The sequence below is a fragment of the Actinoallomurus oryzae genome (assembly GCF_039541955.1).
Lineage (GTDB): Bacteria > Actinomycetota > Actinomycetes > Streptosporangiales > Streptosporangiaceae > Actinoallomurus > Actinoallomurus oryzae.
Genome location: NZ_BAABHF010000054.1, coordinates 79,737 through 105,196, shown reverse-complemented (window position 1 = coordinate 105,196; position 25,460 = coordinate 79,737). Strand labels below are relative to the sequence as shown.

Here is a 25,460-nt window from a genome sequence, read left to right as displayed (position 1 = left end):
TCTCAGAGCCACCGATCCTCGGCGACCAGCGAGCCGAGCCGTCCGGTGGCGGCGGCGAAGGCCACGTGGTCGGCGTAGTCGCGGGACTCGACGATCAGACCGTCGCGTACGCGCATGACGAAGACGTTCGGCACGGTGAACCGCCGGCCGGTCGCGGTGACCCGGCCCTCGTACGCGAACTCACCGATGATCACCTCAGGGTCGGCCGTCTCGTGCACGACGACGTCGCGCGCGGTCATCGTGACGCCCGTCCCGGCACCCGCCGCGAAGTGCCGCCGGAGCGCCTCGCGGCCGATCAGCGGCTCACCGGCGGGGGCGAACGGATGGGTCACGAAGGCGTCCTCGGCGTAGAGGGCGGGCAGTTCCGCCCACCGGCCGTGCGTCACTCCGTCGATGACGCGCTCGAAGACCTCGCGCGGCGTCACGCCGCCTCACCGCCGGCCGCCTCGACCAGGGCGGCCAGGCCGCCGGTCATGCGGGCGATCGCCAGGTGGTCGTGGTAGTCGCGGGAGGCGGTGATCAGGCCGTCGCGGACGCGGAGCACCTGGATGTTGGCGGCGGTCGTGGTGCCCTCGCTGCCGGTGATCTCGTAGTCGAACTCCGCCACGACGACCTCCGGGTCGGTCGTCTCGTGGATCACCACGTGGTGCGCGACGAGGCGCAGGCCCATGGCGGCGGCGCCGGCGAAGTGCGCGCGGATGGTCTCGCGGCCCTCGATGCGGCCGGGCGAGGCGGACACGAAGGGCTGCTCGACCACGGCGTCCTCGGCGTACAGGTCGGCGAGGTCGTGCCAGCGCCCCTCCGAGATGCCCCGGCTGAGGCGTTCGAACACCGCACGTGGACTGGTTTCGGACATGGGAAACTCCTTGGTGTACGAGAAAGAGCCCAGAATCGGAGTGATCGCTCCGATAAGTCCCGGACCATACGGAGTGGAGACTCCACTTGTCAATGAGAGAGTCGCGGTGACACGGCCGCAGCCCCAGCCGCGGACCGGCCGGCCGCTGCGCGCCGACGCGTTGCGCAACCGGCTCAAGGTTCTGGAGGCCGCGGAGGAGGTGTTCGACGCGCGCGGGACGACCGCCTCCACCGAGGAGGTCGCGCGCGCCGCGGGCGTGGGCATCGGCACGGTCTTCCGGCACTTCCCGACCAAGGAGGCGCTCCTGGAGGCGGTGTACGTCTCCCGCCTGTGCAAACTGGCCGAGGAGGCCGAGGCGCTGACCTCCGCCGAGGACCCGGGAGCGGCGTTCTTCACGTACTTCACCCGCGTGGTCGGTTATGCCGCGACCAAGAACGCCCTTTCGGCCGCGCTGACGGAGGCGGGCGTGGACGTGCCGGAGAGCGGGCAGGGGCTGAAGCAGGCTCTCGCCACACTGCTGTCCCGCGCCCAGGACGCCGGGGCGGTCCGCGGCGACGTGGGCCTGCCGGAGGTGATGGCGCTGCTGGTCGGCGCCTCACAGGCCGCCGAACGCGCCCACGGCGAGGTCCGCGACCGCGCCCTGAACGTCGTCTTCGACGGCCTCCGCGCGCATCGTTAGCCGACGGGCCCTGAGGCGGGCTCGGTCCGTCACGCGCTCCACTTGGAGTTCAGGATGGTCTCGACGAAGTCGCCGCGGGTCTGGCCGGCAGGCACTGGGTCAGCACATCGGCGTTCACGGTGCCCGAACGTGCTGTCCGGGCGGTGCGCCATCTCCTGGGTGAAGGCCTTGAGGATCTCGCGTTTGAAGTTGGGTCGCGGATGGGCCGCCGTGCCCTCGGCCGCTCCTCCTCGGTGATCTCGTCGTAGCCGAGCGGGGCGACGATCGCAGTCCCGTCACGGGGCGGGTTATGGACTGTGCTCGAATGAACGTGCGTAACTGTGCGTGAGGTTGTTAGTGGTGTTGGGTCGCCTGATCGAGGTCAGGCCGAGGTAGGGCGGGCGTGGCCTTGCTGGCGGCCTTGACGGCTAGGGGGTTGAACGTTCGGGCGCCTTGCATCTGGACGAATAGGCGGACACGGACTGTGATTCGTTGCATACTTCGCGTTGCTTTGATTCGGTGATGTGGTGACGTGGGGAGGCGGTCGGCCGTGGTCGAGGCGGGCGAGGGGCCGTTGCGGCGGATTGATTCGCCGTTCGTCGCTCCCGGTCCCTCGGGTGTGGCGATCCGGGATCGGTTCAAGGACCTCACGCCGCAGGATGAGAAGGTGTTGCGGCTGGTGGGTGACCACCTCGGCTCCCTGGCCGGCAAGGATCTTAAGGCCCGCTGCGCTGCCGGAACAGAGCATGACAGTGACCTGTGGGCGGAGCGGAAGCGGGTCTTGACCGTGGAGTCGTCCTCACGGTGGGCCGGTGCGATCACCAAAGCGAACCATGACCAGTGGGCGTTGGCGCGGCGTTCCCAGCTCGCCCACATTCATGATCTCCAAGCGGCGGTAGCCACGACCACGCACCGGCTGTCGTTGCCGGTCGGGTCGAAAGGCTCCAAGAAGGCCCCAGGCGGCTACCACTCTCGCGAGGAGTGGTTCGTCAAATCCCGGCGGCTGTATCTGCTTCAGGATCGGCTTGAGCGGGCGCGGGCCGATTACGACGCGGGGCGGGTTCGTGTCGTGCGTGGTGGTAAGCGGCTGTTGGGTAACCGGCACAACCTGGATGTCGCTCAGCTTACCGAGACCGAATGGCGTGCGCGGTGGCAGGCCAAACGCCGTTTTCTGCAGGCGGACGGGGAGAGCGGAAAGCGGTACGGGAATGAGACGATCCGCGTCACGCCCGACGGTGAGGTTTCCCTCAAGCTGCCTGCCCCGTTGGATCATCTGGCGAACGCAGGCCATGGCCGGTACGTTCTGGCCGCGAAGGTGTCGTTCGCGCATCGGGGTGACCAGTGGCGTGACCGGGTGAGCGGGAACCGGGCGGTCGCCTACCGCGTCCACGAAGACCTCGACCGTGGACGCTGGTACCTGACCGCTTCCTGGACCATCCCGCCGGTCAAGACCCTCCCTTTGGAGGCTGCCCGTGCCGGTGGCCTGATCGGCGTAGACACCAACGCCGACCACCTCGCCGCCTGGCGACTGGACCAACACGGCAACCCTGTAGGCGAGCCGCGCCGCTTCGACTACGATCTGTCCGGCACCAGCGGCCATCGTGACGCCCAGGTCCGCCACGCCCTCACTCGTCTGCTGCACTGGGCCCAACGCCACAGCCTGGCCATCGCGATCGAAAACTTGGACTTCGACGCGGAGAAGACCCGGGAGAAACACGGGCGGCGGAAGCGGTTCCGCCGCCTGATCTCCGGCATGCCCGTCTCCCAGCTGCGGGCCCGGCTGGTCGCGATGGCGGCCGAACTCGGCATCACCATTGTCGCCGTCGACCCCGCCTACACCTCCAAGTGGGGAGCCCAGCACTGGCAAAAGCCTCTCACCACCCCCCGACGCCCCGCCACTCGCCATGAGGCCGCGAGCGTGGCGATCGGACGACGCGCCCTGGGACACCCGATCCGGCGACGGACGGCACCGCCCCCGCACGACCAGAGCGATCGTGCGGGGCATCGGACCGTCCAGGCCGCACCGGCAACCCCGGAGCGTGAGGAACCCCGCCCACGCGTACCCGGACCACGGACACGATCCGCGCCGCCCGCACGCGTAGCGAACACGGGGAACCAGGACACCCAACACCGTTCGGGGCGTCCGACTGAGCACACACCACTCATGCTCAGTCTTCAGGAACGGTCAGTCGGAAAGGGCCATCGTGGCGAGGTGGCGGTTGATGCCGTTGACGTCGGTGGTCTGGACGTTGCTGAGCACGACGACCGCGATGTCGTCGTCGGGCAGGTAGCCGTTACTCGTGTGGTACCCCTGCAGCAGACCCGGATGGTAGACGTAGCGGTGGCCCTTCAGCTTGTCGATGAGCCAGCCGAAGCCGTACGCGCTGGAGGGTGAGTCGAGGCAGCCGCCCGACGGGCAGGGCGCCTGCGGGCTGAGCGCCTCCTTGACCGTCGCGGCGGGCGCGACCTTGTCGGCGCCGAACGCCCGGTCCCAGCGGCTGAGGTCGTCCACGTTGGAGTACACCCCGCCCGCGGCGTTCGCCTGGGAGCCGTTGATCGGCGGCGCCGGGTCGCCGAGCTTGAGGTAGCCCTTGGCGTACCCGGCGGGCGGGTAGCCGTTGGTGTAACCGGTGTGGTCGAGCCCGAGGGGGCCGGTGATGTCGTCGTGCAGGACGGTGCCGAACGGCTTCTTGGCGACCTTCTCGACGATCGCGCCGGCGAGGATGTAGCCGGAGTTGCTGTACTTCCAGTTCGTGCCGGGCTTGAAGTCGAGCGGCTTGTGCTCGAACCGCCGGATGATCTCCTGAGTCGTCGTGGGCTTCGACAGCTTGGGGAAGAAGTCCGGCATTTCGGAGATGTCGGGGATCCCGGATGTGTGGTTGAGGATCTCCTTGATCGTGATGGACTTCCATGCCTTCGGGCACGACTTCACGTACGTGGGCACGAGGTACGGGCAGATCTTGTCGCTCAGCCGCAGCCGGCCCCGGTCACGCTGCTTGAGCACCAGCATCGCCGTGAACTGCTTGCTCACCGAGGCGAGGCGGAAGATCGTGTCCGGGCGGTTCGGGATGTTCTTGGCCTCGTCGGCCTTCCCGGCGGCGAAACGCGTCAGCACCTGCCCGTGGCGGACCACGATCGCCGCGCCGGTGAACTTCTTGTCGGCCGCGAGCCCCTTGAGATAGGACGTCATCGCCGCCCCCGTCTTGTCACCCGGGGGAGCGGGAGAGGTGGCCAGCGGGTCCGGGGCGTGCGCCCGGCGGGCGGCGGGCGGGGTGGCCGTGCCACCCCCGCCGCCGGAGCCGCTGCAGCCCACGGCCGCGGTGAGGACCGCGCACACCGCGACGGCGGATCGACCGACACGCACATTCACCATGGTTCCCCCGCAGCCTGGCGCCCGCACCGTACGAACGTCCCAAGAATCCTCCACCGCCACGTCCGGCAGGCTACCCGTGGTCGCGGAAAGTGGGATCATGGGCCGATTCCGGGGGATGAGCCTCGACGGCCAGGGGTATGGACCGTCCGCGTTGACGTTTCGGGGGGATGCATGCGCGCTGTCACCGTGACCGGCTTCGGAGCCGAGCCCGAGGTGACCGACCAGCCGGTGCCCGCGCCCGGCCCCGGCGAGGTGCTGGTGCGGCTGACCGCCGCCGGGCTGAACCCGTTCGACTGGAAGGTCATCGACGGTATCGTCCCGGACGCGAGGTTCCCGCTGATCATCGGCACCGACGGCGCGGGCACCGTCGAGAGGGTCGGCGCCGACGTCACCGGCTTCCAGCCGGGCGACGCGGTCTTCGGGCAGTTCGCCGAGGTCGAGGAAGGGCGCGGATCGTACGCCGAGCTGGCCGTCGCGTCCCAGGACGCGATCGCCGCGGCCCCGCGCACGGTCGCGCTGAGCGAGGCCGCCGCCGTGCCCACCGCGGGTATGACCGCGCTCAACCTCGTCGACCGGGTCGCCGCGACCGGCGCCGGGCGGCTGCTGGTGGTCGGCGCCACCGGAGGCGTCGGCACCTTCGCCACGCAGCTCGCCTCCGCGCGCGGCATCGCCGTCGTCGCCACCGCGGCGAAGGACAAGGCCGACCTGATGCACGCCCTGGGCGCCATGGAGGTGGTCGACCACACCGCGGGCCCCATCGCCGGCCAGGTCGACCCCCCGGTGGACGCCGTCATCGACCTGGCGAGCGACACCGATCGGCTGCGCGCGCTGCTGCCGGCGATCCGCCCCGGCGGCACGATCCTCAGCCCGGTCTTCGCGGTGCCGGACGGCGGCCTGCCGGGGGTCGAGGCGGCCAACTTCAGCAGCGCCGCGAGCGCCGACCTCCTCGAACGCCTCGCCCGCGAGATCGACGCCGGGCACGTCAGGGTGGTCATCGGCGACACGGTGACACTTTCCCAGGCGCCCGGCGCCCTGGCGCGCAGCCGCGCCGGAAGGGCGCGCGGAAAGACCGTCATCGTGATCTGAACCGCGATAATCGGGGCCCATGGACGACGTCACCGAGATCCGTGAGGGCGTGCACCTCGCCCGCGGGAGCAACACCAACTGGGTCATCCTCACCGAGGGCGACGCGGCCACGCTCGTGGACACCGGCTATCCCGGCGACCGCGAGCGGGTCATCGCCTCCCTGGCCGCGGTGGGGCGCCGGCCCGAGGACCTCGCGGCCGTCCTCATCACGCACGCGCACTCCGACCACCTCGGCTCCGCGGAGTACCTCCGTACGACATATGGCGTTCCCGTGCTGATGCACGAGAAGGAGGTTCCGCACGCCCGGCGTGAGTTCCTCCACCAGGTCTCCGTCGGCCAGATCGCGCAGAACGCCTGGCGTCCGGGCGTGCTGCCGTGGGCGGTGCGCGCGGTCCGTTCGGGCGGCCTCACGGACGTACGCGTCGCGGAGCCGCAGGCGTTCCCGGCCGCGCTGGACCTGCCCGGCCGCCCGGTGCCGGTGCACACGCCCGGCCACACGGCGGGCCACTGCGCGTACCACCTGCCGGACGCCGGAGTCCTGCTCACCGGCGACGCGCTCGTCGCCGGCCATCCCACCTCACGCGCCCGGGGGCCGCAGCTGCTGCCCGGGTACTTCCACCACGACCGCGACGAGGCGCTGGCGAGCCTGCGGGCGATGGGGCGGCTCGACGCGGACGTCCTGCTGCCCGGCCACGGACCGGCCCACGACGGCTCCGCCGCCACGGCGACCGAGCACGCCCGCCGCCTGGCCTCGGCGTAAGAGACCGCCCGGCCGCGGGAGGCAGATCCGGGTCACCCGGCGGGTGCGGGCAGACTGGGGCGCATGCGCGCGAGCCGGCTGGTGTCTCTTCTGCTGCTTCTGCAGGCGCGCGGGCGGATGACCGCGCAGCAGCTCGCCGAGGAACTGGAGGTCTCGCTGCGGACGATCTACCGGGACGTCGAGTCGCTGTCCGCCGCGGGCGTGCCGGTCTACGCCGACCGCGGGCCGGCCGGCGGTTACCAGCTGCTCGACGGCTACCGCACCCGCCTCACCGGCCTGACCCCCGCGGAGGCGGAGTCGCTGTTCTTCGCCGGCATGCCGGGCCCCGCCGCCGAGCTGGGCCTCGGCACCGTGCTGACCGCCGCCGAGCTGAAGCTCATGGCCGCGCTGCCCAAGCATCTGGCCGAACGCGCCGGCCGCGTACGCGAGCGCTTCCACCTGGACGTGCCCGGCTGGTTCCACGGCGGCGCGCCGACGCCGCACCTGGCCGCCGTCGCCGACGCCGTGTGGAACCAGCACCGCGTCCGGATGCTGTACCGGCGCTGGAAGGCCCCGACGCCGGTCACCCGGACGATCGAGCCGCTCGGGTTGGTCCTCAAGGCGGGCAACTGGTACCTCATCGCCCGGTCGGAGGGAGGCGACCGTACGTACCGCGTCGACCGGATCCGGGAGCTGGAGATCCTCGACGAGGTCTTCGAACGCCCCACCGGCTTCGACCTCTCCGCGTTCTGGTGTGCCTATCTCGACCGCTTCCACCGCGAGATGTTCAGCGGCGAGGCCGTCGTCCGCTTCTCGCCCGAGGGGATGCGCCGCGTCTCGTACCTGCTCACGCCCGCGGTGGTCGAGGCGGCCCGGGAGAACGCCGGCGAGCCCGACGAGGCCGGCTGGGTGCGCACCGTGATCCCGATCGAGTCCGTCCGGCACGCCCACTCGGAACTGTTGCGGTTCGGCGGCGAGGTGGAGGTGCTCGAACCGGCCGAACTGCGCGAGTGCATGATCATCTCGGCGCGGGCCCTGCTGGACCTGTACGGCGGCTGAGCCCGGACACCCCACGGCCCCCGTCCGCCGGGGGAAGCGGACGGGGGCCGTGGAATCCGAGACGGTGTCAGGCGCCGGCGCCCGGTCGCCCGCGCGTCTCGTCGGTCCGGCCGGCCACCTTCACGTCGCCCGGGCCCGTGGTCTGCGGCGGGACCGGTTCGGGTGAGGTGCCGGGGATCCGCTCGGGCAGCGGACCGCGCGGCGGCGGCACGGTGGCGTCCTCCGGTCGTACCGGGCGACGCCCCAGCGGCGGGCGGGGGCCGGGGGACGCGTCGGTCACCGGCCTCTCCTCGACCACCGGCGACGGCCGGTCGGCGCGCTCGGCCAGCGCGGCGTCCCGTACGCCGACCACGGCGAGGCGGCCGAGGGCGACGGCGGCGAGGAAGACGGCGACGACGCCGAGCCCGTACAGCAGCGTGATCTGCTCGGCGACCTGGCGCGTCGTGCCGCCGAGCGCCGACCCGAGGGTCGTGCGGCCCTGGTCGGCCCACAGGCCGCTGAGCGGGACGCCGACGCCGAACCAGGCGCCGCCGAGCGCGGCCAGCCAGGCGCCGAACGCCGCGAAGGCGCGGTTGGCGCTGGCGAGCGCGATCAGGCCGCCGAGGAAGACGGCGGCGCCGGGCACGACCTGCAGCCACACCCGGCCGGACGTGAAGTGCCACGCCTCGTCGGGGGCGAACCCGAAGTGGAAATACGGCCCGACGAGCGGCATGAGCGCCCCCCACAGGCCGAGCAGCACCAGCAGCAGCCCGCTGAGGGCACCGCGGGTGCGCGGGACTCGTAGCGTTGCGGACATTTGGCTATCAACTCCCTGGACGGCTGAAGCGCCTACGGGGTACCCGGTGAAAAACCGTTCATGCACCCCGATACAGAGACATCACCGGTAATGGCCGTCCGGTATAACAGCCGAATGGCCGTTACTAGGGGATTCGGTGGCTGAGCCGGAAGAAACCGTTCCGTACGAGTCCGACCTGGAGCTGCTGCGCCGGTACGAACCGGTCCTGTCCTACACCGACGGGGAGCGCTTCTTCCCGGTCGACGTGGAGGACTACGTCCGCTGCTGCGGCCTGTGGCGGGGGGAGGAGCAGCTCGTCCCCGCGGGTCAGCTGACCACCGAGGTGCTGGTGGCGATGGCGGCGCGATACCCGGACTCCCAGCTGTCGCTGCTGCTCGTCCAGGAGCCCTTCCACCGCAAGGAGGTCCGCCGGTACTCCCACGCCAAACCGCCCATCGCCAAGTCGGGGCGGCTCGCCGCGGTCGGGCTGTTCGGCCGGGTCTTCGACGTGCTGCTCCGCGCGTCGCTGTTCCTGCGCGGCTCGGTGCCCGGCGGCGTCGCCGCGGCAGCCGCCGACCTGTACGAGCGCCGCATGAACCCGTACCGCTGCACCTACTACGGCAGGGTCGTGCGCGAGGGCGGCTATGTGGTCCTCCAGTACTTCTTCCTGTACGCGATGAACGACTGGCGCACGACCTTCAGCGGCGTGAACGACCACGAGGCGGACTGGGAGGCCGTCACGGTCTACCTCGCCGAGTCGCCGGACGGGCCGCGGCCGGCGTGGGTGGCGGTGTCCGCGCACGACGAGTCGGGCGACGACCTGCGGCGCCGCTGGGACGACCCCGAGCTGCGGCGGGTCGGCGACCATCCGATGATCTACGTCGGAGCGGGCTCGCACTCGGGCGCGTTCGTCCGCGGCCGGTACCTGGTCACCGTCAACCCGGCACGGCTGCGCCCGGTCCTCCGCGGCACCCGGCGGGTCACGGCCTTCGCCTTCCCCTGGCTGCGGGAGGGGCGCCGGCACACCGGCGTCGGCATCCCCTTCATCGACTACGCCATGGGCGATGGCGAGGAGATCGGCCCGTCCCGTGCGCGTGGCTGGCATCCGGTGCTCATCTCCGACGAGACGCCGTGGGTGAGCGGCTTCCACGGGCTGTGGGGGCGCGACACACGCGACTGGGTCGGCGGCGAGCGCGCGCCGGCGGGCCCGCGCTACGAGCGCGACGGCCGGGTGCGCACCCTGTGGGCGGACCCGCTCGGGTGGGCCGGGCTGCAGAAGGTCCCGCCCCAGCCCGAGGACGACGACCGGGCGCTGCGCGAGCGGATCGCGATCCTAAACCGGGAGATCGCGGACGCCGACGCCACGATCGAGCGCGACCGCGAGGAGCTGCGCCGGCTGCGCGCGGCCGCCGTCTCCCTCGGCCACCACGAGAACGCCCGCGCCCTGGCGCGGCAGCGGTCGGCGGACGTGGTGAAGGCCGAGAACGCCCTTCGCGCGCTGGTCCGCACGCGTACGGACCTGGCCGAGGAGCGCGCCGCGCACGACGCGACGCTCGCACGCCCGCCCGAGGCCGAACCGCAGGAGCACCTGCGCGAGCCGAACGTCCCGTACACGCCGACCCGGGGCTCTCGCACGCGTTTCCTCAACGTCTGGGCCGCGCTGAGCACGCCCCTGTTCATCCTCGCCGTCGTCGGCGTCTTCGTCGTGCCGCACGAGCCGGTCTCGATCCTTCTCGCCGGGGTCGTCTTCCTCTTCCTGACGATGGAGGCGTGGGCCCGCCGCCGGATGCTCGCGCTCGCGACGGGCCTGCTGATGCTGGCCGGTGCCGTGGCCGTCGTGGTCGGGTTGAGCTTCGCGGTCGTGTACGGCGGCCGGTACGTGCTGCTCGGCCCGATGGTCGTGGTCGCCGGCGTGCTGCTGGTGGTGAACCTGCGGGAGCTGTTCCGAAGTTAGCTGCCATATGAACGCTCTTGTTTTTTCAACAGTGGGCTCCGTAGCGTGTGATCGGCGCGAAGGGAGCAGGCCGCATGGTCAAGAGGACCATCTCGCGTGGGCTCGTCGCGGGGGTCGCGGCGCTGGCTCTCACGGCGGCCCCGGCGCGGGCGGCGAGTCGATATCCGGTCGGTGACCTGAAGACGGCCGTCACGAGCTTCTTCGTCAGCCCGGACGCCGTCGCGGGCGCCAACGACTGGTCGTGCCGGCCGTCGCGGGCGCATCCGTACCCGGTCATGCTGGTCCACGGCACCACGTCCAACCTCGGCTCGGCCTGGGTCGCGCTCGCCGCGACGCTGGCCAACGCCGGATACTGCGTCTACGCCTTCAACTACGGCGAGACCTACTCCTCGCTGTTCGGTCACCTGTACGGCCTGGGGGAGATCGCGCGGTCGGCCGCGACCATGAGCGCCTTCGTCGACAGGGTGCTGGCCGCGACCGGCGCCGCCAAGGTGGACGTCGTCGGGCACTCGCAGGGCGGGATGATGCCCAACCACTACATCAAACGGCTGGGCGGCGCGGCCAAGGTCCACACCATGGTCGGCCTGGCGCCCACCAACCACGGCACGACGCTGGGCGGGCTCGTCGATCTCGGCCGGACTCTGCGCGTGCTGTGGCTGGTCAATGGCGCCTATACGCTCATCGGCGCGCCCGCCGAGACAGAGCAGGAGGAGGGCTCGCCCTTCCAGACCGCGCTGTTCGCCGACGGCGACACCGTGCCCGGCCCGCGCTACGTGGTGATCGCCGGCTCCCACGACGGCACGGTCACGCCGTACACCAACTCCCTCCTCGAGGGCGCCGACGTCACCGACATCGTGCTGCAGGACCAGTGCCCCGGCGATGCCGTCGGCCACGTCGGACTCTCACTCGACGGCCCCGCCATCCAGAACGTCCTCAACTCCCTCGGCCCCGCCACCCCGCACTTCCGGGCCGACTGCACCGGCTACGGCCCGGAGTTCTGACCTCCAGGTCCTAGAGCAGCTCGTCGAGCTGGTCGGCGAGCGGCCGGGCCGCCAGACGGTTGTCCAGCGCGATGTGGGGGACCGGCGGTGCCTGACCGACGCGTATCGCGGCGGCGAACTCCTCGAAGCGCTCCAGCTTGCGCTGGTCGCGTTCGAGGCCGCGGCTCTTGAGGCGATAAAGCAGCGTCTCGCGGTCCGCGCGTATCCAGACCAGGTGCACCGGCGAACCGCCCAGCTCCTCGGTCCACGCGCGCCACCGGCGAGGGTCGTGGATCTGCCCGGTGAACGGGCCGCTGAGCAGCACCGGGCATCCGTGCGAGCGGATCTCGAGGGCGGTGGCGGTCATTCCGGCGTACTCGTGGACCTTGATGTGCTCGTCGTACCACGGACCTTCGCGCTCGCCATCCGGGCGGCCGTTCGCGCGCAGCGTCGCCGAGACGAACGGGCCGTAGAGCGTGTCCTTGTCGAGCAGCGCGGGAACGGGCCGCAGCCGCGCCAGGAGCAGGTCGGCCACCGTCGACTTCCCGCTGCCCGGTGGCCCGGCCACGACCCACACCGCACTCGGAAGGGGTTCCATGTGCCGCATCATCTCCCGCTGAGAGCCAGGTCAGCTCCCCGACGCTCCGGAACCATCATCCACGCGGAGGCACTATGGGCGGGAAGCGGCCTTCTGTGGCGTTTCGCCGAGCGGGCCGTACGCGAGCGCCGCCTCGTCGTACCGGCGCAGGATCAGGGTCGCGAGCGCGTCGTGGACGCCGATCGGCGGGCTGACGGCGTCCGCGCCGGAGTCGTGGATCCGCCGGTGGAAGAACCCCGGGGCGAGCAGGTAGGAGGCGACCGTGACCCGCCGGGCGCCGCGCCGTCGCAGGTCGCCGACGACATCGGTGAGCGACGGCTCCGCCGACGCGGCGAACCCGTGGGCCACCGGGCGCCCCAGGTGCCGCCCCAGCAGCCGCGCCGCGGCGCGGACGTCGGCCATGCCGGAGGGATCGGACGTTCCGGCGGCGCCGAGCACCACGGCGTCCGCCGGCGGCGTCGCCCGCAGCCGGTCGGCGAGCGCGCGTGCCAGCAGTGCGTGGGGGCCGAGCGGCCGGGCGACCACGGTGCCGGGGCCGGTGCGTCCGGGGATGTCCACCAGGGAGTGGTAGCCGCGGCCCAGCATCAGCGGCACGGCCACCGCGGGCCCGCCCAGGCCCGCCACGGCGTCATCGAGGGACGGCGCGCAGATCTCGGCGAAGCACGCCGCCACGGGCAGCGCCGGGCGCAGCGCGCGCACGCGTTCCAGCAGGGCGCGGATCGTGGCGACCCCCGCCGGGTCGCGCGTGCCGTGGCCCACGGCCAGCAGTATCGGAGTCGCGCTCACGAGTCGTCCTTCGTCGGTGGAGTGACCGTGGGCGCGCGCTTGCCGGTTCACTCGCTTCGCTCGCTCACGGTACGGCGCCCTCCGCGGCGGGCTCGCAGGCGAGCCGGTAGCCGCGCTTGACCACCGTCTCGATCAGGCCGGGCCGCCCGAGGACGCGCCGCAGCCGTGCCACCGCCATCTCCACCGCGTGCTCGTCGGGCTGGAGACGCGCCTGCCACGGTCCGGCCGGCCCGGTTCCGCTCGGCAGCACGCCGCACAGCTCCGTGCGCGAGACGACGTGCCCGGGACGCTCCGCCAGCGCCCGCAGCACCGCCATCGGAGCCCGTGTCACCGGCCGCAGCCGCCCGTCGACGAGCACGCCGTGCCCGCGCAGTTCGAGCGTGTGGCCGCGCACCACGATCCGGCCCGAGTGCCGTACCGGCAGGTCGGCGGCGAGGGCGCGGACGAGCGCGCCGAGCCGCGAACGGTCCGGCCGTACGGTCGGCACGCGGTGGCGTTCCAGCGGCGCCGCGGTCACCGGGCCGACGCAGGCGGCGACGACACGCGTGCGCAGGGCTTCGAGCAGCGGCTCTCCGCTGCCGTGCTCGTCGGCGACGGCCAGCGTCGCGGCGACGGCGGGCGCGCTCGTGAAGGTGATCGCGTCCAGCGTGCCCGCCACGGCCCGCTCGACGAGGCGCCGGAGCGGCTCGGGATCCTCGGCCGGTGCCCACTGGTACACCGGGATCTCCAGCACCGTGGCGCCGGCCCGCCGCAGCCCGTCGGTGAGCTCCGGGCAGGGCTCGCCGTACAGCTGCACCGCGATCCGGCGGCCGGTGAGGTCCTCACGCAACAGGTGGCGCAGCACCTCCTCGCAGCTCTCCGACTCCGGCGACCACGCCTCGGCCATCCCGGCCGCACGGACCGCGCCGCGCGCCTTGGGGCCGCGGGCGAGGATCCGGGCGTCGTTCAGTTCCCCGAGCAGGTCGTCGCGCAGCCCCCAGCCGTCGGCGGTCTCCAGCCACGTACGAAACCCGATGCCGGTGGTGACGACGACGTCGTCGACCGGGTTCGCCAGCATCTGCCGTGTCGCGGCCAGGAGCAGCGCGTCGTCGGACAGCGACACCAGCCGGATCGCGGGGGCGTAGACCACCCGGGCGCCGCGGCGTTCCAGCAGCGCCGAGAGCTCCTCGTGCCGGCGCGCCGCCGTCACGCCCACCGTGAAGCCGGCCAGGGGCTCGTCGATCACGCGCGGGCCACCTCCACCCGCGTGCCGCTGACGCGCACGCGGTAGGCCGGCACCCGGACCGCCGGGTCGTCCAGACAGCGGCCCGTCGTCAGGTCGAAGACCTGCTTGTACATGGGCGAGGCGACGGTGGGCACGCCGCCGCGGGAGCCCACGATGCCGCGCGCCAGCACGTACGCGCCGCTGAACGGATCGCGGTTGGACAGGGCGTACAGGCGCCCGTCGTGGGTCCGGAAGATCGCCACCTGCTCTCCGTGGACGAGCGCGCACACGCCGTCCTCCGGCGGGAGGTCGTCGTAGTCGCAGACGGTCTGCCAGCGCACCGACACGGGGGGACGGTCCAGTACCTCGGTCATGAGCCCTCCTTCGTCGGGGAGGGTGACCACAGGGGCGCGTCTTCTGATTCCCTCGCTTCGCTCGGTCATGAGTCCTCCTCTGCCGGTGTTCCCGGTCTCCTCGCTCGCGAGGTCACCGGGACACCACCTCCGGGATCACGGGTTTGATCTGGTCGCGTTCGGGTTCGAAGACGATGCTCGGGTCGGGGGTGCCGGGGGCGTTGACGAAGGACACGAAGCGGCTCAGCCGCTCGGGGTCCTCCAGCGTCGCCCGCCATTCGTCGCTGTAGTCCTCCACGTGCCGGGCCATCGCGGCGTCGAGCGAGTCGCAGATGCCGAGCCGGTCCGCGACGATGACGTCCCGCAGGTACTCGATGCCGCCGTCGAGGCTCTCCAGCCACGACGCGGTGCGCTGGAGCCGGTCCGCGGTGCGGATGTAGAACATCAGGAACCGGTCGATGTAGCGGATCAGGGTCTCGGTGTCCAGGTCGGTGGCGAACAGGTCGGCGTGCCGCGGCCGCATCCCGCCGTTCCCGGCGACGTAGAGGTTCCAGCCCTTCTCGGTGGCGATGACACCGAAGTCCTTGCTCTGCGCCTCCGCGCACTCCCGCGCGCACCCGGACACCGCCGACTTGATCTTGTGCGGGGCGCGCAGGCCCCGGTAGCGCAGCTCGAGCCGGATCGCCAGGCCGACCGAGTCCTGCACGCCGTAGCGGCACCAGGTGGACCCCACGCACGACTTGACCGTGCGCAGCGCCTTGCCGTACGCGTGCCCGGACTCGAACCCGGCGTCGGTCAGCCGCTTCCAGATCAGCGGGAGCTGCTCGACGCGGGCCCCGAACATGTCGATCCGCTGGCCGCCGGTGATCTTCGTGTAGAGGCCGAAGTCGCGCGCCACCTCGCCGATGACGATCAGCTTCTCCGGAGTGATCTCCCCGCCGGGCACGCGCGGCACCACCGAGTAGGTGCCGTTCTTCTGCATGTTCGCCAGGAACTGGTCGTTGGTGTCCTGCAGGCCGGCCTGCTCGCCGTCGAGGATGTGCCCGGTGCCGAGGCTGGCCAGGATCGAGGCGACCGCCGGCTTGCAGATGTCGCAGCCGCGGCCCCGGCCGTACTCGGCGATGAGCCCGCTGAACGTCGTGATGCCCCGCACCCGGATGATGTCGAACAGCTCCGCGCGGGTGTGGTCGAAGTGCTCGCACAGCGCCCGGCTCACCGGGATGCCCGCGGAGGTGAGCTCCTCGTCGAGAATCCGCTTCACCAGCGGGACGCAGCTGCCGCAGCCGGTGCCCGCGCGGGTGCACGCCCTCACCGCGGGAAGGTCGGTGAGGCCCCCGTCGGTGATCGCGGAGCGGATGGCGCCGGCGCTGACGCCGTTGCAGCTGCACACCATCGTCTCTTCGGTCATCGCGCCGGCGACGGCCTCGGTGCCGCCGAACAGGAGCCGGTCGGGCGCCGCGGGCAGGCTCGCGCCGACGCAGGCGCGCAGGGTGGGATAGGCCGACGCGTCGCCGACGAGCACCCCGCCGAGCAGGGTCCCCGCGTCGTCGCTGACGACGAGCCGCTTGTACGTCCCGGCGACCGGGTCGGTGTAGCTGACGTTCAGCGCGTCGGCCGACGGGTCGCCGAAGCTCGCGACGTCGACGCCCATGAGCTTGAGCTGCGTGGACGTGTCGGCGCCCGCGAACCGGGCCGCCCCGCCGAACAGCGCGTCCGCGACCACCTCGGCCATCGACAGGCACGGCCCGACCAGCCCGTAGACCTGCCCGCCCACGAGCGCGCACTCGCCGATCGCGTAGATCCGCGGGTCGCCGGTGCGGCAGGCGTCGTCCACCACGATCCCGCCGCGCTCGCCGACCTCCAGCCCGGCGTCGCGGGCCAGTTCGTCGCGGGGGCGGATGCCGGCGGAGAAGACGACGACGCCGGCCGGCAGGACGGTGCCGCCGGCGAGATGGACCGCGTCGGCCTCGACGCGCTCCAGCATGACCTCCGTGTGCACCCGCAGGCCGAGCGCCTCGATGTGCCGCCGCAGCATCGCCCCGCCGCCCTCGTCGAGCTGGCGGGCCATCAGCCAGGGCGCCATCTCCACGATGTGGGTCTCCAGGCCGAGGCCCTGCAGGGCGCGGGCCGCCTCCAGGCCCAGGAGCCCGCCGCCGACGACGACCCCGCTCGCGCGGCCCGCGGCCCGTGCCCGCAGGGCGTCCAGGTCGTCGATGGTGCGGTACACGAAGGCGGCGCCGGCCCCGGGCACGGGCGGGACGAACGGCACCGATCCGGTGGCCAGCACCAGCGTGTCGTAGCGCAGCGTGTCCCCGGCGTCCGTCGTGACCGTACGGCCGGCACGGTCGATGGAGGTCACCCGCTCTCCCGTACGGACGCGTACGGCGTCGTCGTGGGCGGGGTACGCCAGGTCGGCGCCGTCGGTGAGGTAGGAGGTCAGCGCGACCCGGTCGTAGGCCGGACGCGGTTCCTCGCCCACCACGGTGATCTGCCAGCGGCCCTCGGTGTCCCGCTCACGTACCGCCTCGACCAGGCGGTGAGCGGCCGGCCCGTGGCCGATGACGACGAGATCGGTCATGAGACTCTCCCCGTAGGAGTCGGCGGCATGTGCCGATCCTGCGGCCGGGGCGTTTCACGACCGAGTCCGCTGTATTACCGCGAGGCTACAAGCGCTTCACCGGGGACCCGGCGGGCCGGTGCGCGGCCTCACAACACCGCGCCGTGTGGCGTGCACGGAACGTAGCACCGCCGACTCCCGCCTCAAACGAGAGGGAAACGCCGCGTTCCTACCGTCCTGGGCGGCCCTACGGACCCGCAGGAGGCTCCCATGACCACCGTCGAGCGGCGCACGCCCACTACCACCGCCCCACGCCGGATCACCGACTGGCGTCCCGAGGACGCGACGTTCTGGACGGCGACCGGGGCGAGGGTCGCCCGGCGCAACCTCGTCCTGTCCATCTTCAGCGAGCACGTCGGCTTCTCGGTCTGGAGCCTGTGGTCGGTGCTGGTGCTCTTCCTCGGCCCGGCGTACCACATCGACCCGGCGGGCAAGTTCGTGCTCACCACGGTGCCCACGGCGATCGGCGCGGCGCTGCGCCTGCCGTACACCTTCGCGGTGGCCCGGTTCGGCGGTCGCAACTGGACCATGATCAGCGCCGGCCTGCTGCTCGTGCCCGCCGTGGCCGCCGCCGTCGTCATCCACCCCGGCGTGTCGTACGGGACGCTGCTGGCGGTCGCCGCCGTCGCGGGCGTCGGCGGGGGCAACTTCGCCTCCTCGATGGCGAACATCAACGCCTTCTACCCCCAGCGGCTCAAGGGCTGGGCGCTGGGGGTCAACGCCGGCGGCGGCAACCTGGGGGTGGCCGTGGTCCAGCTCGTGGGCCTGGCCGTCCTGGCCACGGCGGGCGCCGGGCACCCGCGTCTCGTGGCGGGCGTCTACATTCCGCTCGTCGTCCTGGCCGCCGTCGGCGCGGCGCTGTGGATGGACAACCTCCCCGGGCTCCGTAACGACCGGCGGGCCATGCGCGACGTCGCGCGGGATGCCCACACCTGGATCGTCTCGCTGCTCTACATCGGCACGTTCGGGTCGTTCATCGGCTTCGGGTTCGCCTTCGGCCAGGTGCTCCAGGTGCAGTTCGCCGCCGACTTCGCCACGCCGGTCAAGGCCGCGTACCTGACCTTCCTCGGGCCGCTGCTCGGCTCCCTGGTCCGCCCGGTGGGCGGCAGGCTGGCGGACCGGCTCGGCGGCGCGAAAGTGACGTTCTGGAACTTCGCCGCCATGGCGCTGGGCGCCGCCGTGGTCCTGCTCGCCTCGGCGGAGCGGTCGCTGCCGCTGTTCATCGTGGGGTTCGTGCTGCTGTTCGTGCTCAGCGGGGTCGGCAACGGCTCGACGTACAAGATGATCCCGGCGATCTTCCGTGTGAGGTGCGCGGAGGAGACGGAGGCCCGCCGCCTGTCCGGAGCCGTGATCGGCCTCGCCGGCGCCGTCGGCGCGTTCGGCGGCGTCCTGGTGAACCTGGCCTTCCGGCAGTCGTTCCTCGCGTACGGGTCCGGCACCGGCGCCTACGTCGCCTTCATCGGCTTCTACGTACTCTGCGCCGTCGTGACCCGGGTGGTGTACCTGCGCCGCTCCGCCCGGCTCGCCGGGGTGTGACGCGTGGCGCCCTCGGGGCCCGGCGGGCTAGAGACGCCCGCCGTCCGGTGTGACGCCGGTGTCAGGCCGGGATGCGCAGGCTCTGGCGTGCGAGGCGGGAGACCATCGCCTCGTCGATGTCGTGGCCGAGGCCCGGCTGGGTGAGGGGGACGGCCACGACGCCGCCGTTCACGCTCACCGGCGGGGACACGACCGCCGTGGCGGTCGGGGTCTCGGTCACGTCGCTCGGCAGGTCGCAGCCCGGCAGGCTGGCCACCGCGACCGCCGCCGCCTGGCCGATGCCGAACCCGTCCGCGCCGCCGCACCACGCGTCCCAGCCGGCCGCCAGCGCGCGGTCGTGGGCGCCGCGGGTCGCGGTCAGGCCGCCCAGCCGGGCGATGCGCAGGCCCATCATGCGGCCGGCGCTCATGGCGATGGCGCTGTCGACGGTGTCCAGGTCGCCCGGGTCGAGGCACACCGCCGTGGCGATCTGCCGCTGCAGCCGGGCGTAGGCGGGCAGGTCGTCGCCGGGGAACGGCCGTTCGATCGCCATCAGGCCGTACGCGTCGAGGGCCTCCAGCGCGTCGAGGTGGGCCTCCGCCTCGGTGTACGCCTCGCCGGCGTCGGCCTGGAGGGCGAGCGCGGGGAACGCCCGGCGTACGGCGCGGACGGGCTCGACGTCCCAGCCGGGGTGCACCGCGAGCGTGACCCGCGTGTAGCCGGCGCCGACCAGGCGGTTGACGCGGGTGAGCAGCACGTCGAGCGTGGGTTCGGCGCCGAGCCGGGCGCCGGCCATCACCGAGGTGCGGGTGCCGCCGAGCGAGTGGGACAGCGGGCTGCCCTGGCGGCGGCACCACAGGTCCCAGCAGGCGATGTCGGTCGCCGAGGCCGCCGCGCTGCCGCCGAGCCCGCCGACGCCGCCGACCTCCTCGGGCAGCTCCCAGTCGAGGCCGAGCAGGGCGGGGCCGACGCGCTCCTCGATGTCGGCCCAGCAGACGTCGGAGCCGGCCACCTCGCCCCAGCCCGCGAGGCCGTCGTCGTCCGTCACCCGGACGAGAATGCTCTCCGGGCGCCGGCCGCGCGGCATCGCCATGCGGTAGGCCTCGAACCCCTGGATACGGGGCATATCACCGTCCTCGCCTCGACGTCCCTTCTATGATCCACCCATCCCGGACATGCTCGGTGCGGCGGGCGGTCACCAGCTGACGTGCAGTGGTTCGCCCTCCGCGTAGCCCGACGGGCTCTGCACCCCCACCAGCGCCCGCTCGTGGAACTCCTCCAGCGTCCGCGCGCCCGCGTACGTGCAGGCGCTCCGCAGCCCCGCGATGATCGTGTCGAGCACGTCCTCGACGCCGGGCGACTGCGGGTCGACGTACATCCGCGAGGTGGAGATCCCCTCCTCGAACAGCGCCTTGCGGGCCCGCTCGAAGGGCGAGTCCTCGGCCGTGCGCAGGCGTACCGCGCGGGCCGAGGCCATCCCGAAGCTCTCCTTGTACAGCCGCCCGTCGGAGGCGCGCTGCAGGTCGCCCGGCGACTCCAGGGTCCCGGCGAACCACGAGCCGATCATGACGTTCGCCGCACCGGCGGCGAGGGCCAGGGCCACGTCGCGCGGGTGGCGTACGCCGCCGTCCGCCCAGACGTGGCGGCCCAGCCGGCGGGCCTCCGCGGCGCACTCGAGGACCGCGGAGAACTGCGGGCGGCCCACGCCGGTCATCATGCGGGTCGTGCACATCGCGCCCGGGCCGACCCCGACCTTGACGATGTCGGCGCCCGCCTCGACCAGGTCGCGCACGCCGTCCGCGGTCACGACGTTGCCGGCCACGACGGGCACCTGAGGATCGAGCCCGCGCACGCGCCGCAGCGCGCCGAGCATCTTGTCCTGGTGCCCGTGCGCGGTGTCGATGACCAGCACGTCGGCCCCGGCGGCAAGAAGGGCCTCTGCCTTCTCCTCCACCTCACCGTTCACGCCGATCGCGGCGGCCACACGCAGCCGGCCGCCCGCGTCCACCGCGGGCTCGTACAGCGTCGCGCGCAGCGCGCCCGTACGGGTCAGCACGCCGGTCAGCCGGCCCTCGCCGTCGACCACGGGCGCCAGCCGGTGGCCGCGTGTGTGCAGGGTGTCGAAGGCCTTCTGCGGGTCGACGGTGTCCGGGAGCGTGAGCAGATCGCGGGACATCACCTCGCTGAGCTGGGTGAACCGGTCGACGCTCAGGCAGTCGGCCTCGGTGACCACGCCGACGGGACGGTCGTCCGCGACGACGATGACGGCGCCGTGCGCGCGCTTGGACAGCAGGCCGAGCGCCTCACCGACCGTGCTGCCGGGACCCAGCCGGATCGCGGTGTCGACGATGAGATGACGGGTCTTGACCCAGCCGATGACGTCGGAGACGACGTCCACCGGGATGTCCTGGGGGATCACCGCGAGCCCGCCGCGGCGGGCGATCGTCTCGGCCATCCGGCGGCCCGAGACGGCGGTCATGTTGGCGACGACGATGGGGATCGTCGTGCCGCTGCCGTCACTGGTCGACAGGTCGACCTCGAGCCGGGAGCCGACGTCGGACCTGCGAGGCACCATGAAGACGTCGTTGTAAGTCAGGTCGTGAACCGGTTGCTCACCGTTCAGCAGGCGCACGTTCGTCAACACCGTTCGTCATCTGGGCGAATGGCCGGAAAGGCCACTCTCCATTGTGATGGATACCCGCCGGTGCCCGGTTCAACGGGCGGTGAGCAGCTCCGACACCTTGACCAGGCGCAGCCCCCGCGCCCGCAGGCCGGTGATGATCCCGGGCAGCGCAGCGTGCGTCTCGGGCGCGGTGGGCGCTCCGTTGAGGTGCATGACGACGATCGAGCCGCCCTTCGCCTCCTTCAGGACCGTACGCGTGATCGCATGGGGGTCGTGGCCGAAGGCGTCACCGCTGATCACGTCCCACTGCACCGGTGTCAGCCCGGCGGCCAGCACCGTCCGTACCGCCGACCGGTCGTGGCATCCTCCGGGGAAACGGAAGTAGGGCGTGGGCGCGGGAACGTGGTCGCGCAGGATCCGCGCGGCGTGCCGCAGGTCCGCCGTGCGGTCCCGGGCCGGCAGGACCGGCAGGCCGTAACACGGGGCCGTGAAGGCGCTGTGCTCATAGGAATGATTGGCGAACTCCAGCAGCGGATCGGCCGCGAGCGTCTTCGTCGCCGCCGGATAACGCCGGATCCACATGCCGGTGGCGAAAATGGTCGCCGGAGTGTGGGTGGCGTCGAGCGTGTCGACGATGCGGTGGTCGTAGGAGGACTTGATCCGCCCGGCGTCGAGCGATCGCCACATGCCGTGCGTCATGTCGGCGTCGAACGTGAGCGCGACCATGCCGGAGTCGCGCGCCCCGTGGAGGACCATGTGCCGGGGGCGCGGAGGCGCGGGCGTGGGAGTGACGGCCGGGCCGGTGCGCCGCACGGCCGGGAGCCGCCCGCCCGGCGGGCGGGCGACGGTGTGGTCGTGCCCCGCCGAGCAGGCGGAGACGGAGAGCAGGAGCACCGCGATCAGGTGTCGCAATCGCATCCGGACAGTGTGCCGCGTACCCGGCGAAAGCCCCTTTCGCGGGGTGCCGAGTCAGCGCCGTGACGGGCCGCCGAAACGGCGAAATGGAATCTTTCCCGCCATCTACATTGACCATAAGTGATTTCTTCATGCGACACTTACCTCTGAACTGAGCTTAGGAGCTTGCCGGCGCCCTCGCACGGCGCATCCTCCGGTGCCGTGCGTGCCGGTCGAACCCCCTCGCTGAGAGGCAGGCATGCAGGTCAGGCTCTTGGGTCCGGTGGAGCTGTGGGACGGTGCCGTCTCCGTTCCGCTCGGTCCCCGCGCGCGTGCCGTGCTGGCCGCGCTCGCGCTGGACCCTGGGCGCGTGCGCAGCGTGGACCGCCTGATCGAGGCCGTCTGGGGGGAGCGGGCGCCCACGACCGCGACGGCGCAGATCCAGGCGTGCGTCTCCGCGCTACGGCGGGCGTGGCGGCTCGCCGATCCCGACGGTGAGCCGGTCCGCGACGTCATCGTGACCGTTCCGCCGGGGTACGTCCTGCGCACGGACCAGGTCGACCTCCTGGAGTTCGAGCGCCACATCGATCACGCCCGGGGCATGGAACCCGCGCGTGCCGCGGACGAGCTGCGGGCCGCCCTCGCGCTGTGGCGCGGCCCCGCCCTCGGCGGCCTGGCGGGTCTCGCGGCCGAGGCGGCGCGCCTGGAGGAGCGGCGGCTGACCGCCATCGAGGAGCGCATCGACGCCGACCTGGCCGTCGGCCGGGCCGGCGACCTCATCCCGGAGGTCGTGTCCCTCGTCGCGGCCCACCCGCTGCGCGAGCGCTTCCGCGGCCAGTTGATGCGCGCGCTCCATCGCGCGGGACGCCGCTCGGAGGCGCTCGACGCCTACCAGGACGCACGCGAGACGCTGGTCGCCGAGCTGGGCCTGGAGCCGGGGCCCGACCTGCGCCGCATCCAGCAGGCGATCCTCGCCGACGACACGAGCCCGGCCGGGCCGGCGGCCGAGCCGGTGCCGTCCGGCAGGCCGTCGCCGCTGCCGCCCGACATCGGCGACTTCACCGGCCGCGCGAAGCAGGTCGCCGAGATCGCCGCCGCGCTGACCTGGCGCCCCGAGCCGTACGCCGCGGTGCCGATCATCGCGATCAGTGGGCGCGGCGGCGTCGGCAAGACCACGCTCGCCGTGCACGTCGCGCATCGGCTGCGGCCAGAGTTCCCCGACGGGCGTCTCTACGTCGGGCTGCACGGCAGCGAGGCCACGCCGGCCGACCCCGGCGACGTCCTCGGCCGCCTGCTGCGGGCGCTCGGCGTCGACGGCGCGGCCATCCCCGCCGATCCGGACGAGCGCGCCGACCTCTACCGCGCACGCCTCGACGGGCGGCGGGCCCTCATCGTCCTGGACAACGCCGCCGACGAGCGGCAGGTGCGCCCGCTGCTGCCGGGCAGCCCGCTGTGCGCGGTCCTCGTCACCTCGCGGCGGCGCCTGACCGGGCTGGCCGGTGCGACGCGCATCGAGCTGGACGCCTTCGACCCGATCCAGGCGGCCGAGCTCCTCACCCGCGTGGCCGGCCCCGAGCGGGTCGCCGCGGAACCGGAGGCCGCCGACCGCGTGGCCGCGCTGTGCGACCGGCTGCCGCTGGCCCTGCGGATCGCGGCGGCGCGGCTGGCCGCCAAGCCGCACTGGACCCTCGAGCGGCTCGCGCGGAGGCTCGCCGACGAGCACCGGCGGCTCGACGAGCTGGTCCACGCCGACCTGGAGGTGCGCGGCAGCCTCGCGCTGGGCCACCGGGGCCTGTCCGCGGCGGCCCAGCGGGCGTTCCGGCTGCTCGGCGTGCTGGAGGTGGCCGACTTCGCCGCCTGGACGGCCGCCGCGCTGGTCGACGTACCGATGCAGGAGGGCGAGGACCTGGTCGAGGAGCTGGTGGACGCCCGGCTGCTGGAGGTGGCCGGCCGCGACGAGACCGACCAGCCGCGCTACCGCTTCCACGACCTGCTGCGGGTGTACGCCCGCGAGCGCGCCGTCGTCGAGGAGGCCCCGGCCGAACGCCGAGCGGCGCTGGGCCGCGCGGCAGCGGCCTGGCTGGCACTGGTCGGCGAGGCCGAACGCCGGCTGCCCAACTGCTACTACGCGCCGCTGTCCGGCGACGCGCCCCGCATGCCGCTCGATCCGGAGACCACCGATGTGCTGCTGCGCGACCCGCTCGCGTGGTTCGAGAGCGAGCGGTCCGCGATCACTGCGATGGTCGAGCAGGCGCACGCCGCCGGCATGCCCGGCCCGTGCTGGGAGCTCGCCAGCGCGAGCCTGCCGTTCTTCGAGTTCTGCGGCGACCTGGTCGAGTGGCGCCGCTGCTGCGACCACGCGCTGGCGGCGGCGCGCGAGTCGGGCGACCTGCGCGGCGAGGCGGCGTCGGAGATCAACCTCGGCGCGATGCTGTACGTCCAGAGCGAGTTCGGCGAGGCGCGCGATCACTTCGAGCGCGCGGCGGCGCTCTGTGAGCGCATCGGCGAGCGCTACGGCCGGGCGGGCGCGCTGTGCGGCGTGGCCGGCACGGTCCGCATCATCGGCGACCCGGAGGCCTCCCGGCCGCTGTGGGCCGACGCGCTGCGGCTGTTCGGCGAGCTGGGCGACCGGCGCGCCGAGGCGTACGCCGTGGAGGGGCTCGGCCTGTGCGACCTCGACCAGGGGCGGGCCGAGCCGGCGCGGGCGCGGTTCGAGGAGATGCTGCGGCTCTACCGGAGCGCGGGCAACGGCATGGGCGAGGCGCACGCGCTGCGCCGCATCGCGGGCGTCGAGCTGGAGCTCGGCCGGTACGGCGAGGCGCTGCGGCTGCTGGAGCAGGCGCTGCCGACCTTCCACGCGATCGGTGACCGGCTGAGCGAGGCGGTGGTGCGGATGCGGATGGGGGAGTGCCTGGTCCGGCAGAAGCGCCACGATGAGGCACGGCCGGTGCTGGACCTGGTCATGACGACCTTCCGTGACGTCGGCTGGCGCACGTGTGAGGGACACGTGCTGCGGCTCACCGGAGAGATGCTCCTGGCCGACGGCGACCCGGACGCCGCGGCCGCGCAGCTGGGAGAGTCCCTGCGGATCTTCCGCGATCTCCATGAGTCGCTCGACGTGGCCGAGACCCTTCGTTGCCTCGCCGACACCCACGTGGCGAAGGGCGACGAGGAGGCGGCCACGGCCGCGCGGGACGAGGCTCGCGGAATCCTCGTCGAATTGGGACGCGAGCTCTAGCCGATGATGCCCGGACGTTGCCACGCCGGCGGCCGACGTAACGCGCCGCTTTCGGCACCGACGCAGCGCCTCACCGACAGATCGGTGGTCCTTTGGCGGACGTACACGAACAACGCTCCGTTTTCGCGACGAAGACGTCAGTAGTGAAATGA

At 72.8% G+C, this 25,460-nt stretch carries 20 protein-coding genes and 1 pseudogene; 9 read left to right on the top strand and 12 right to left on the bottom strand.

Features of this window, described 5'->3' with window-relative positions; genetic code table 11:
* Positions 1 to 2: 2 nt before the first annotated feature.
* Both ABEA10_RS43280 and ABEA10_RS43275 read right to left on the bottom strand, forming a co-directional pair.
* Positions 3 to 425 (bottom strand): nuclear transport factor 2 family protein, encoded by a 423-nt coding sequence (locus ABEA10_RS43280; RefSeq protein WP_345474264.1) that lies wholly within the window; start codon positions 423 to 425, stop codon positions 3 to 5.
* Positions 422 to 856 (bottom strand): nuclear transport factor 2 family protein, encoded by a 435-nt coding sequence (locus ABEA10_RS43275; protein ID WP_345474262.1) that lies wholly within the window; start codon positions 854 to 856, stop codon positions 422 to 424. Before ABEA10_RS43275 ends, ABEA10_RS43280 begins: the two co-directional genes overlap by 4 nt.
* A 106-nt stretch (positions 857 to 962) precedes the next feature.
* Between ABEA10_RS43275 and ABEA10_RS43270 the strand changes: the two genes are divergently transcribed.
* Complete coding sequence (locus ABEA10_RS43270; protein WP_345474260.1) at positions 963 to 1,535, top strand: TetR/AcrR family transcriptional regulator; 573 nt, start codon at positions 963 to 965, stop codon at positions 1,533 to 1,535.
* Positions 1,536 to 2,064: 529 nt separating this feature from the next.
* Positions 2,065 to 3,909, top strand: coding sequence for an IS200/IS605 family accessory protein TnpB-related protein (locus tag ABEA10_RS43265; protein ID WP_345474259.1), 1,845 nt, complete (start codon positions 2,065 to 2,067; stop codon positions 3,907 to 3,909).
* Here ABEA10_RS43265 and ABEA10_RS43260 read toward each other — a convergent pair.
* Positions 3,805 to 4,704: pseudogene (locus ABEA10_RS43260) on the bottom strand (serine hydrolase domain-containing protein); the annotation flags it as partial. The gene ABEA10_RS43265 and the pseudogene ABEA10_RS43260 sit on opposite strands and share 105 nt — an antisense overlap.
* Before the next feature lie 354 nt (positions 4,705 to 5,058).
* On the opposite strand from ABEA10_RS43260, the gene ABEA10_RS43255 reads away from it, so the two are divergent.
* The 3 genes from ABEA10_RS43255 (at position 5,059) to ABEA10_RS43245 (ending at position 7,771) form a co-directional block, all read left to right on the top strand.
* Entirely contained in the window at positions 5,059 to 5,973 is a 915-nt protein-coding gene (locus tag ABEA10_RS43255) for an NADP-dependent oxidoreductase (RefSeq protein WP_345474258.1), read from the top strand.
* 19 nt (positions 5,974 to 5,992) lie between these two features.
* Positions 5,993 to 6,733 carry an MBL fold metallo-hydrolase gene (locus tag ABEA10_RS43250; RefSeq protein ID WP_345474256.1) on the top strand — a complete coding sequence of 247 codons (741 nt, stop codon included), beginning with the start codon at positions 5,993 to 5,995 and terminating at the stop codon, positions 6,731 to 6,733.
* Positions 6,734 to 6,796: 63 nt separating this feature from the next.
* The gene (locus ABEA10_RS43245) at positions 6,797 to 7,771 is read left to right on the top strand and encodes a helix-turn-helix transcriptional regulator (RefSeq protein ID WP_345474254.1); all 975 of its coding nucleotides are present in this window, start codon (positions 6,797 to 6,799) and stop codon (positions 7,769 to 7,771) included.
* A gap of 67 nt (positions 7,772 to 7,838) precedes the next feature.
* Here the strand turns inward: ABEA10_RS43245 and ABEA10_RS43240 are convergent, their stop codons facing one another.
* The gene (locus tag ABEA10_RS43240; protein ID WP_345474253.1) at positions 7,839 to 8,567 is read right to left on the bottom strand and encodes a hypothetical protein; all 729 of its coding nucleotides are present in this window, start codon (positions 8,565 to 8,567) and stop codon (positions 7,839 to 7,841) included.
* Positions 8,568 to 8,703: 136 nt separating this feature from the next.
* Between ABEA10_RS43240 and ABEA10_RS43235 the strand changes: the two genes are divergently transcribed.
* A complete protein-coding gene (locus ABEA10_RS43235; protein ID WP_345474251.1) occupies positions 8,704 to 10,500 on the top strand; it encodes a hypothetical protein in 1,797 nt (598 codons plus the stop codon).
* A 74-nt stretch (positions 10,501 to 10,574) separates the two neighbouring features.
* Positions 10,575 to 11,501, top strand: coding sequence for an esterase/lipase family protein (locus tag ABEA10_RS43230; RefSeq protein ID WP_345474249.1), 927 nt, complete (start codon positions 10,575 to 10,577; stop codon positions 11,499 to 11,501).
* A 10-nt stretch (positions 11,502 to 11,511) separates the two neighbouring features.
* Here the strand turns inward: ABEA10_RS43230 and ABEA10_RS43225 are convergent, their stop codons facing one another.
* From ABEA10_RS43225 to nirB, 5 genes are all read right to left on the bottom strand, one after another.
* Complete coding sequence (locus tag ABEA10_RS43225; RefSeq protein WP_345474247.1) at positions 11,512 to 12,078, bottom strand: P-loop nucleotide/nucleoside kinase family protein; 567 nt, start codon at positions 12,076 to 12,078, stop codon at positions 11,512 to 11,514.
* A 72-nt stretch (positions 12,079 to 12,150) separates the two neighbouring features.
* Positions 12,151 to 12,864: a sirohydrochlorin chelatase gene (locus ABEA10_RS43220; RefSeq protein WP_345474245.1), complete on the bottom strand. Its 714-nt coding sequence runs from the start codon at positions 12,862 to 12,864 to the stop codon at positions 12,151 to 12,153.
* 64 nt (positions 12,865 to 12,928) lie between these two features.
* Entirely contained in the window at positions 12,929 to 14,089 is a 1,161-nt protein-coding gene (locus tag ABEA10_RS43215) for a uroporphyrinogen-III synthase (protein WP_345474243.1), read from the bottom strand.
* A complete protein-coding gene (nirD, locus tag ABEA10_RS43210; RefSeq protein ID WP_345474242.1) occupies positions 14,086 to 14,442 on the bottom strand; it encodes a nitrite reductase small subunit NirD in 357 nt (118 codons plus the stop codon). Before nirD ends, ABEA10_RS43215 begins: the two co-directional genes overlap by 4 nt.
* A gap of 112 nt (positions 14,443 to 14,554) precedes the next feature.
* Complete coding sequence (gene nirB, locus ABEA10_RS43205; protein ID WP_345474240.1) at positions 14,555 to 16,999, bottom strand: nitrite reductase large subunit NirB; 2,445 nt, start codon at positions 16,997 to 16,999, stop codon at positions 14,555 to 14,557.
* A 249-nt stretch (positions 17,000 to 17,248) separates the two neighbouring features.
* On the opposite strand from nirB, the gene ABEA10_RS43200 reads away from it, so the two are divergent.
* Entirely contained in the window at positions 17,249 to 18,574 is a 1,326-nt protein-coding gene (locus tag ABEA10_RS43200) for a nitrate/nitrite transporter (RefSeq protein ID WP_345474238.1), read from the top strand.
* A gap of 61 nt (positions 18,575 to 18,635) precedes the next feature.
* Here ABEA10_RS43200 and ABEA10_RS43195 read toward each other — a convergent pair whose 3' ends face one another.
* The 3 genes from ABEA10_RS43195 to ABEA10_RS43185 form a co-directional block, all read right to left on the bottom strand.
* Positions 18,636 to 19,679 (bottom strand): enolase C-terminal domain-like protein, encoded by a 1,044-nt coding sequence (locus ABEA10_RS43195; RefSeq protein WP_345474236.1) that lies wholly within the window; start codon positions 19,677 to 19,679, stop codon positions 18,636 to 18,638.
* Between the two features lie 69 nt (positions 19,680 to 19,748).
* The gene (locus ABEA10_RS43190; RefSeq protein ID WP_329262481.1) at positions 19,749 to 21,185 is read right to left on the bottom strand and encodes a GuaB1 family IMP dehydrogenase-related protein; all 1,437 of its coding nucleotides are present in this window, start codon (positions 21,183 to 21,185) and stop codon (positions 19,749 to 19,751) included.
* An 81-nt stretch (positions 21,186 to 21,266) separates the two neighbouring features.
* A complete protein-coding gene (locus ABEA10_RS43185; RefSeq protein ID WP_345474234.1) occupies positions 21,267 to 22,094 on the bottom strand; it encodes a polysaccharide deacetylase family protein in 828 nt (275 codons plus the stop codon).
* A gap of 235 nt (positions 22,095 to 22,329) precedes the next feature.
* Between ABEA10_RS43185 and ABEA10_RS43180 the strand changes: the two genes are divergently transcribed.
* On the top strand, positions 22,330 to 25,308 hold the full coding sequence (locus ABEA10_RS43180) for an AfsR/SARP family transcriptional regulator (RefSeq protein WP_345474232.1): 2,979 nt from the start codon (positions 22,330 to 22,332) through the stop codon (positions 25,306 to 25,308).
* The last annotated feature ends 152 nt before the right edge of the window (positions 25,309 to 25,460 follow it).

Coding starts and splice junctions, on each gene's coding strand:
- ABEA10_RS43275 (WP_345474262.1), bottom strand. CDS start 856: ATGTCCGAAACCAGTCCACGTGCGGTGTTCGAACGCCTCAGCCGGGGC.
- ABEA10_RS43255 (WP_345474258.1), top strand. CDS start 5,059: ATGCGCGCTGTCACCGTGACCGGCTTCGGAGCCGAGCCCGAGGTGACC.
- ABEA10_RS43250 (WP_345474256.1), top strand. CDS start 5,993: ATGGACGACGTCACCGAGATCCGTGAGGGCGTGCACCTCGCCCGCGGG.
- ABEA10_RS43245 (WP_345474254.1), top strand. CDS start 6,797: ATGCGCGCGAGCCGGCTGGTGTCTCTTCTGCTGCTTCTGCAGGCGCGC.
- ABEA10_RS43240 (WP_345474253.1), bottom strand. CDS start 8,567: ATGTCCGCAACGCTACGAGTCCCGCGCACCCGCGGTGCCCTCAGCGGG.
- ABEA10_RS43230 (WP_345474249.1), top strand. CDS start 10,575: ATGGTCAAGAGGACCATCTCGCGTGGGCTCGTCGCGGGGGTCGCGGCG.
- ABEA10_RS43225 (WP_345474247.1), bottom strand. CDS start 12,078: ATGGAACCCCTTCCGAGTGCGGTGTGGGTCGTGGCCGGGCCACCGGGC.
- nirD (WP_345474242.1), bottom strand. CDS start 14,442: ATGACCGAGGTACTGGACCGTCCCCCCGTGTCGGTGCGCTGGCAGACC.
- nirB (WP_345474240.1), bottom strand. CDS start 16,999: ATGACCGATCTCGTCGTCATCGGCCACGGGCCGGCCGCTCACCGCCTG.
- ABEA10_RS43200 (WP_345474238.1), top strand. CDS start 17,249: ATGACCACCGTCGAGCGGCGCACGCCCACTACCACCGCCCCACGCCGG.
- ABEA10_RS43195 (WP_345474236.1), bottom strand. CDS start 19,679: ATGCCCCGTATCCAGGGGTTCGAGGCCTACCGCATGGCGATGCCGCGC.
- ABEA10_RS43185 (WP_345474234.1), bottom strand. CDS start 22,094: ATGCGATTGCGACACCTGATCGCGGTGCTCCTGCTCTCCGTCTCCGCC.
- ABEA10_RS43180 (WP_345474232.1), top strand. CDS start 22,330: ATGCAGGTCAGGCTCTTGGGTCCGGTGGAGCTGTGGGACGGTGCCGTC.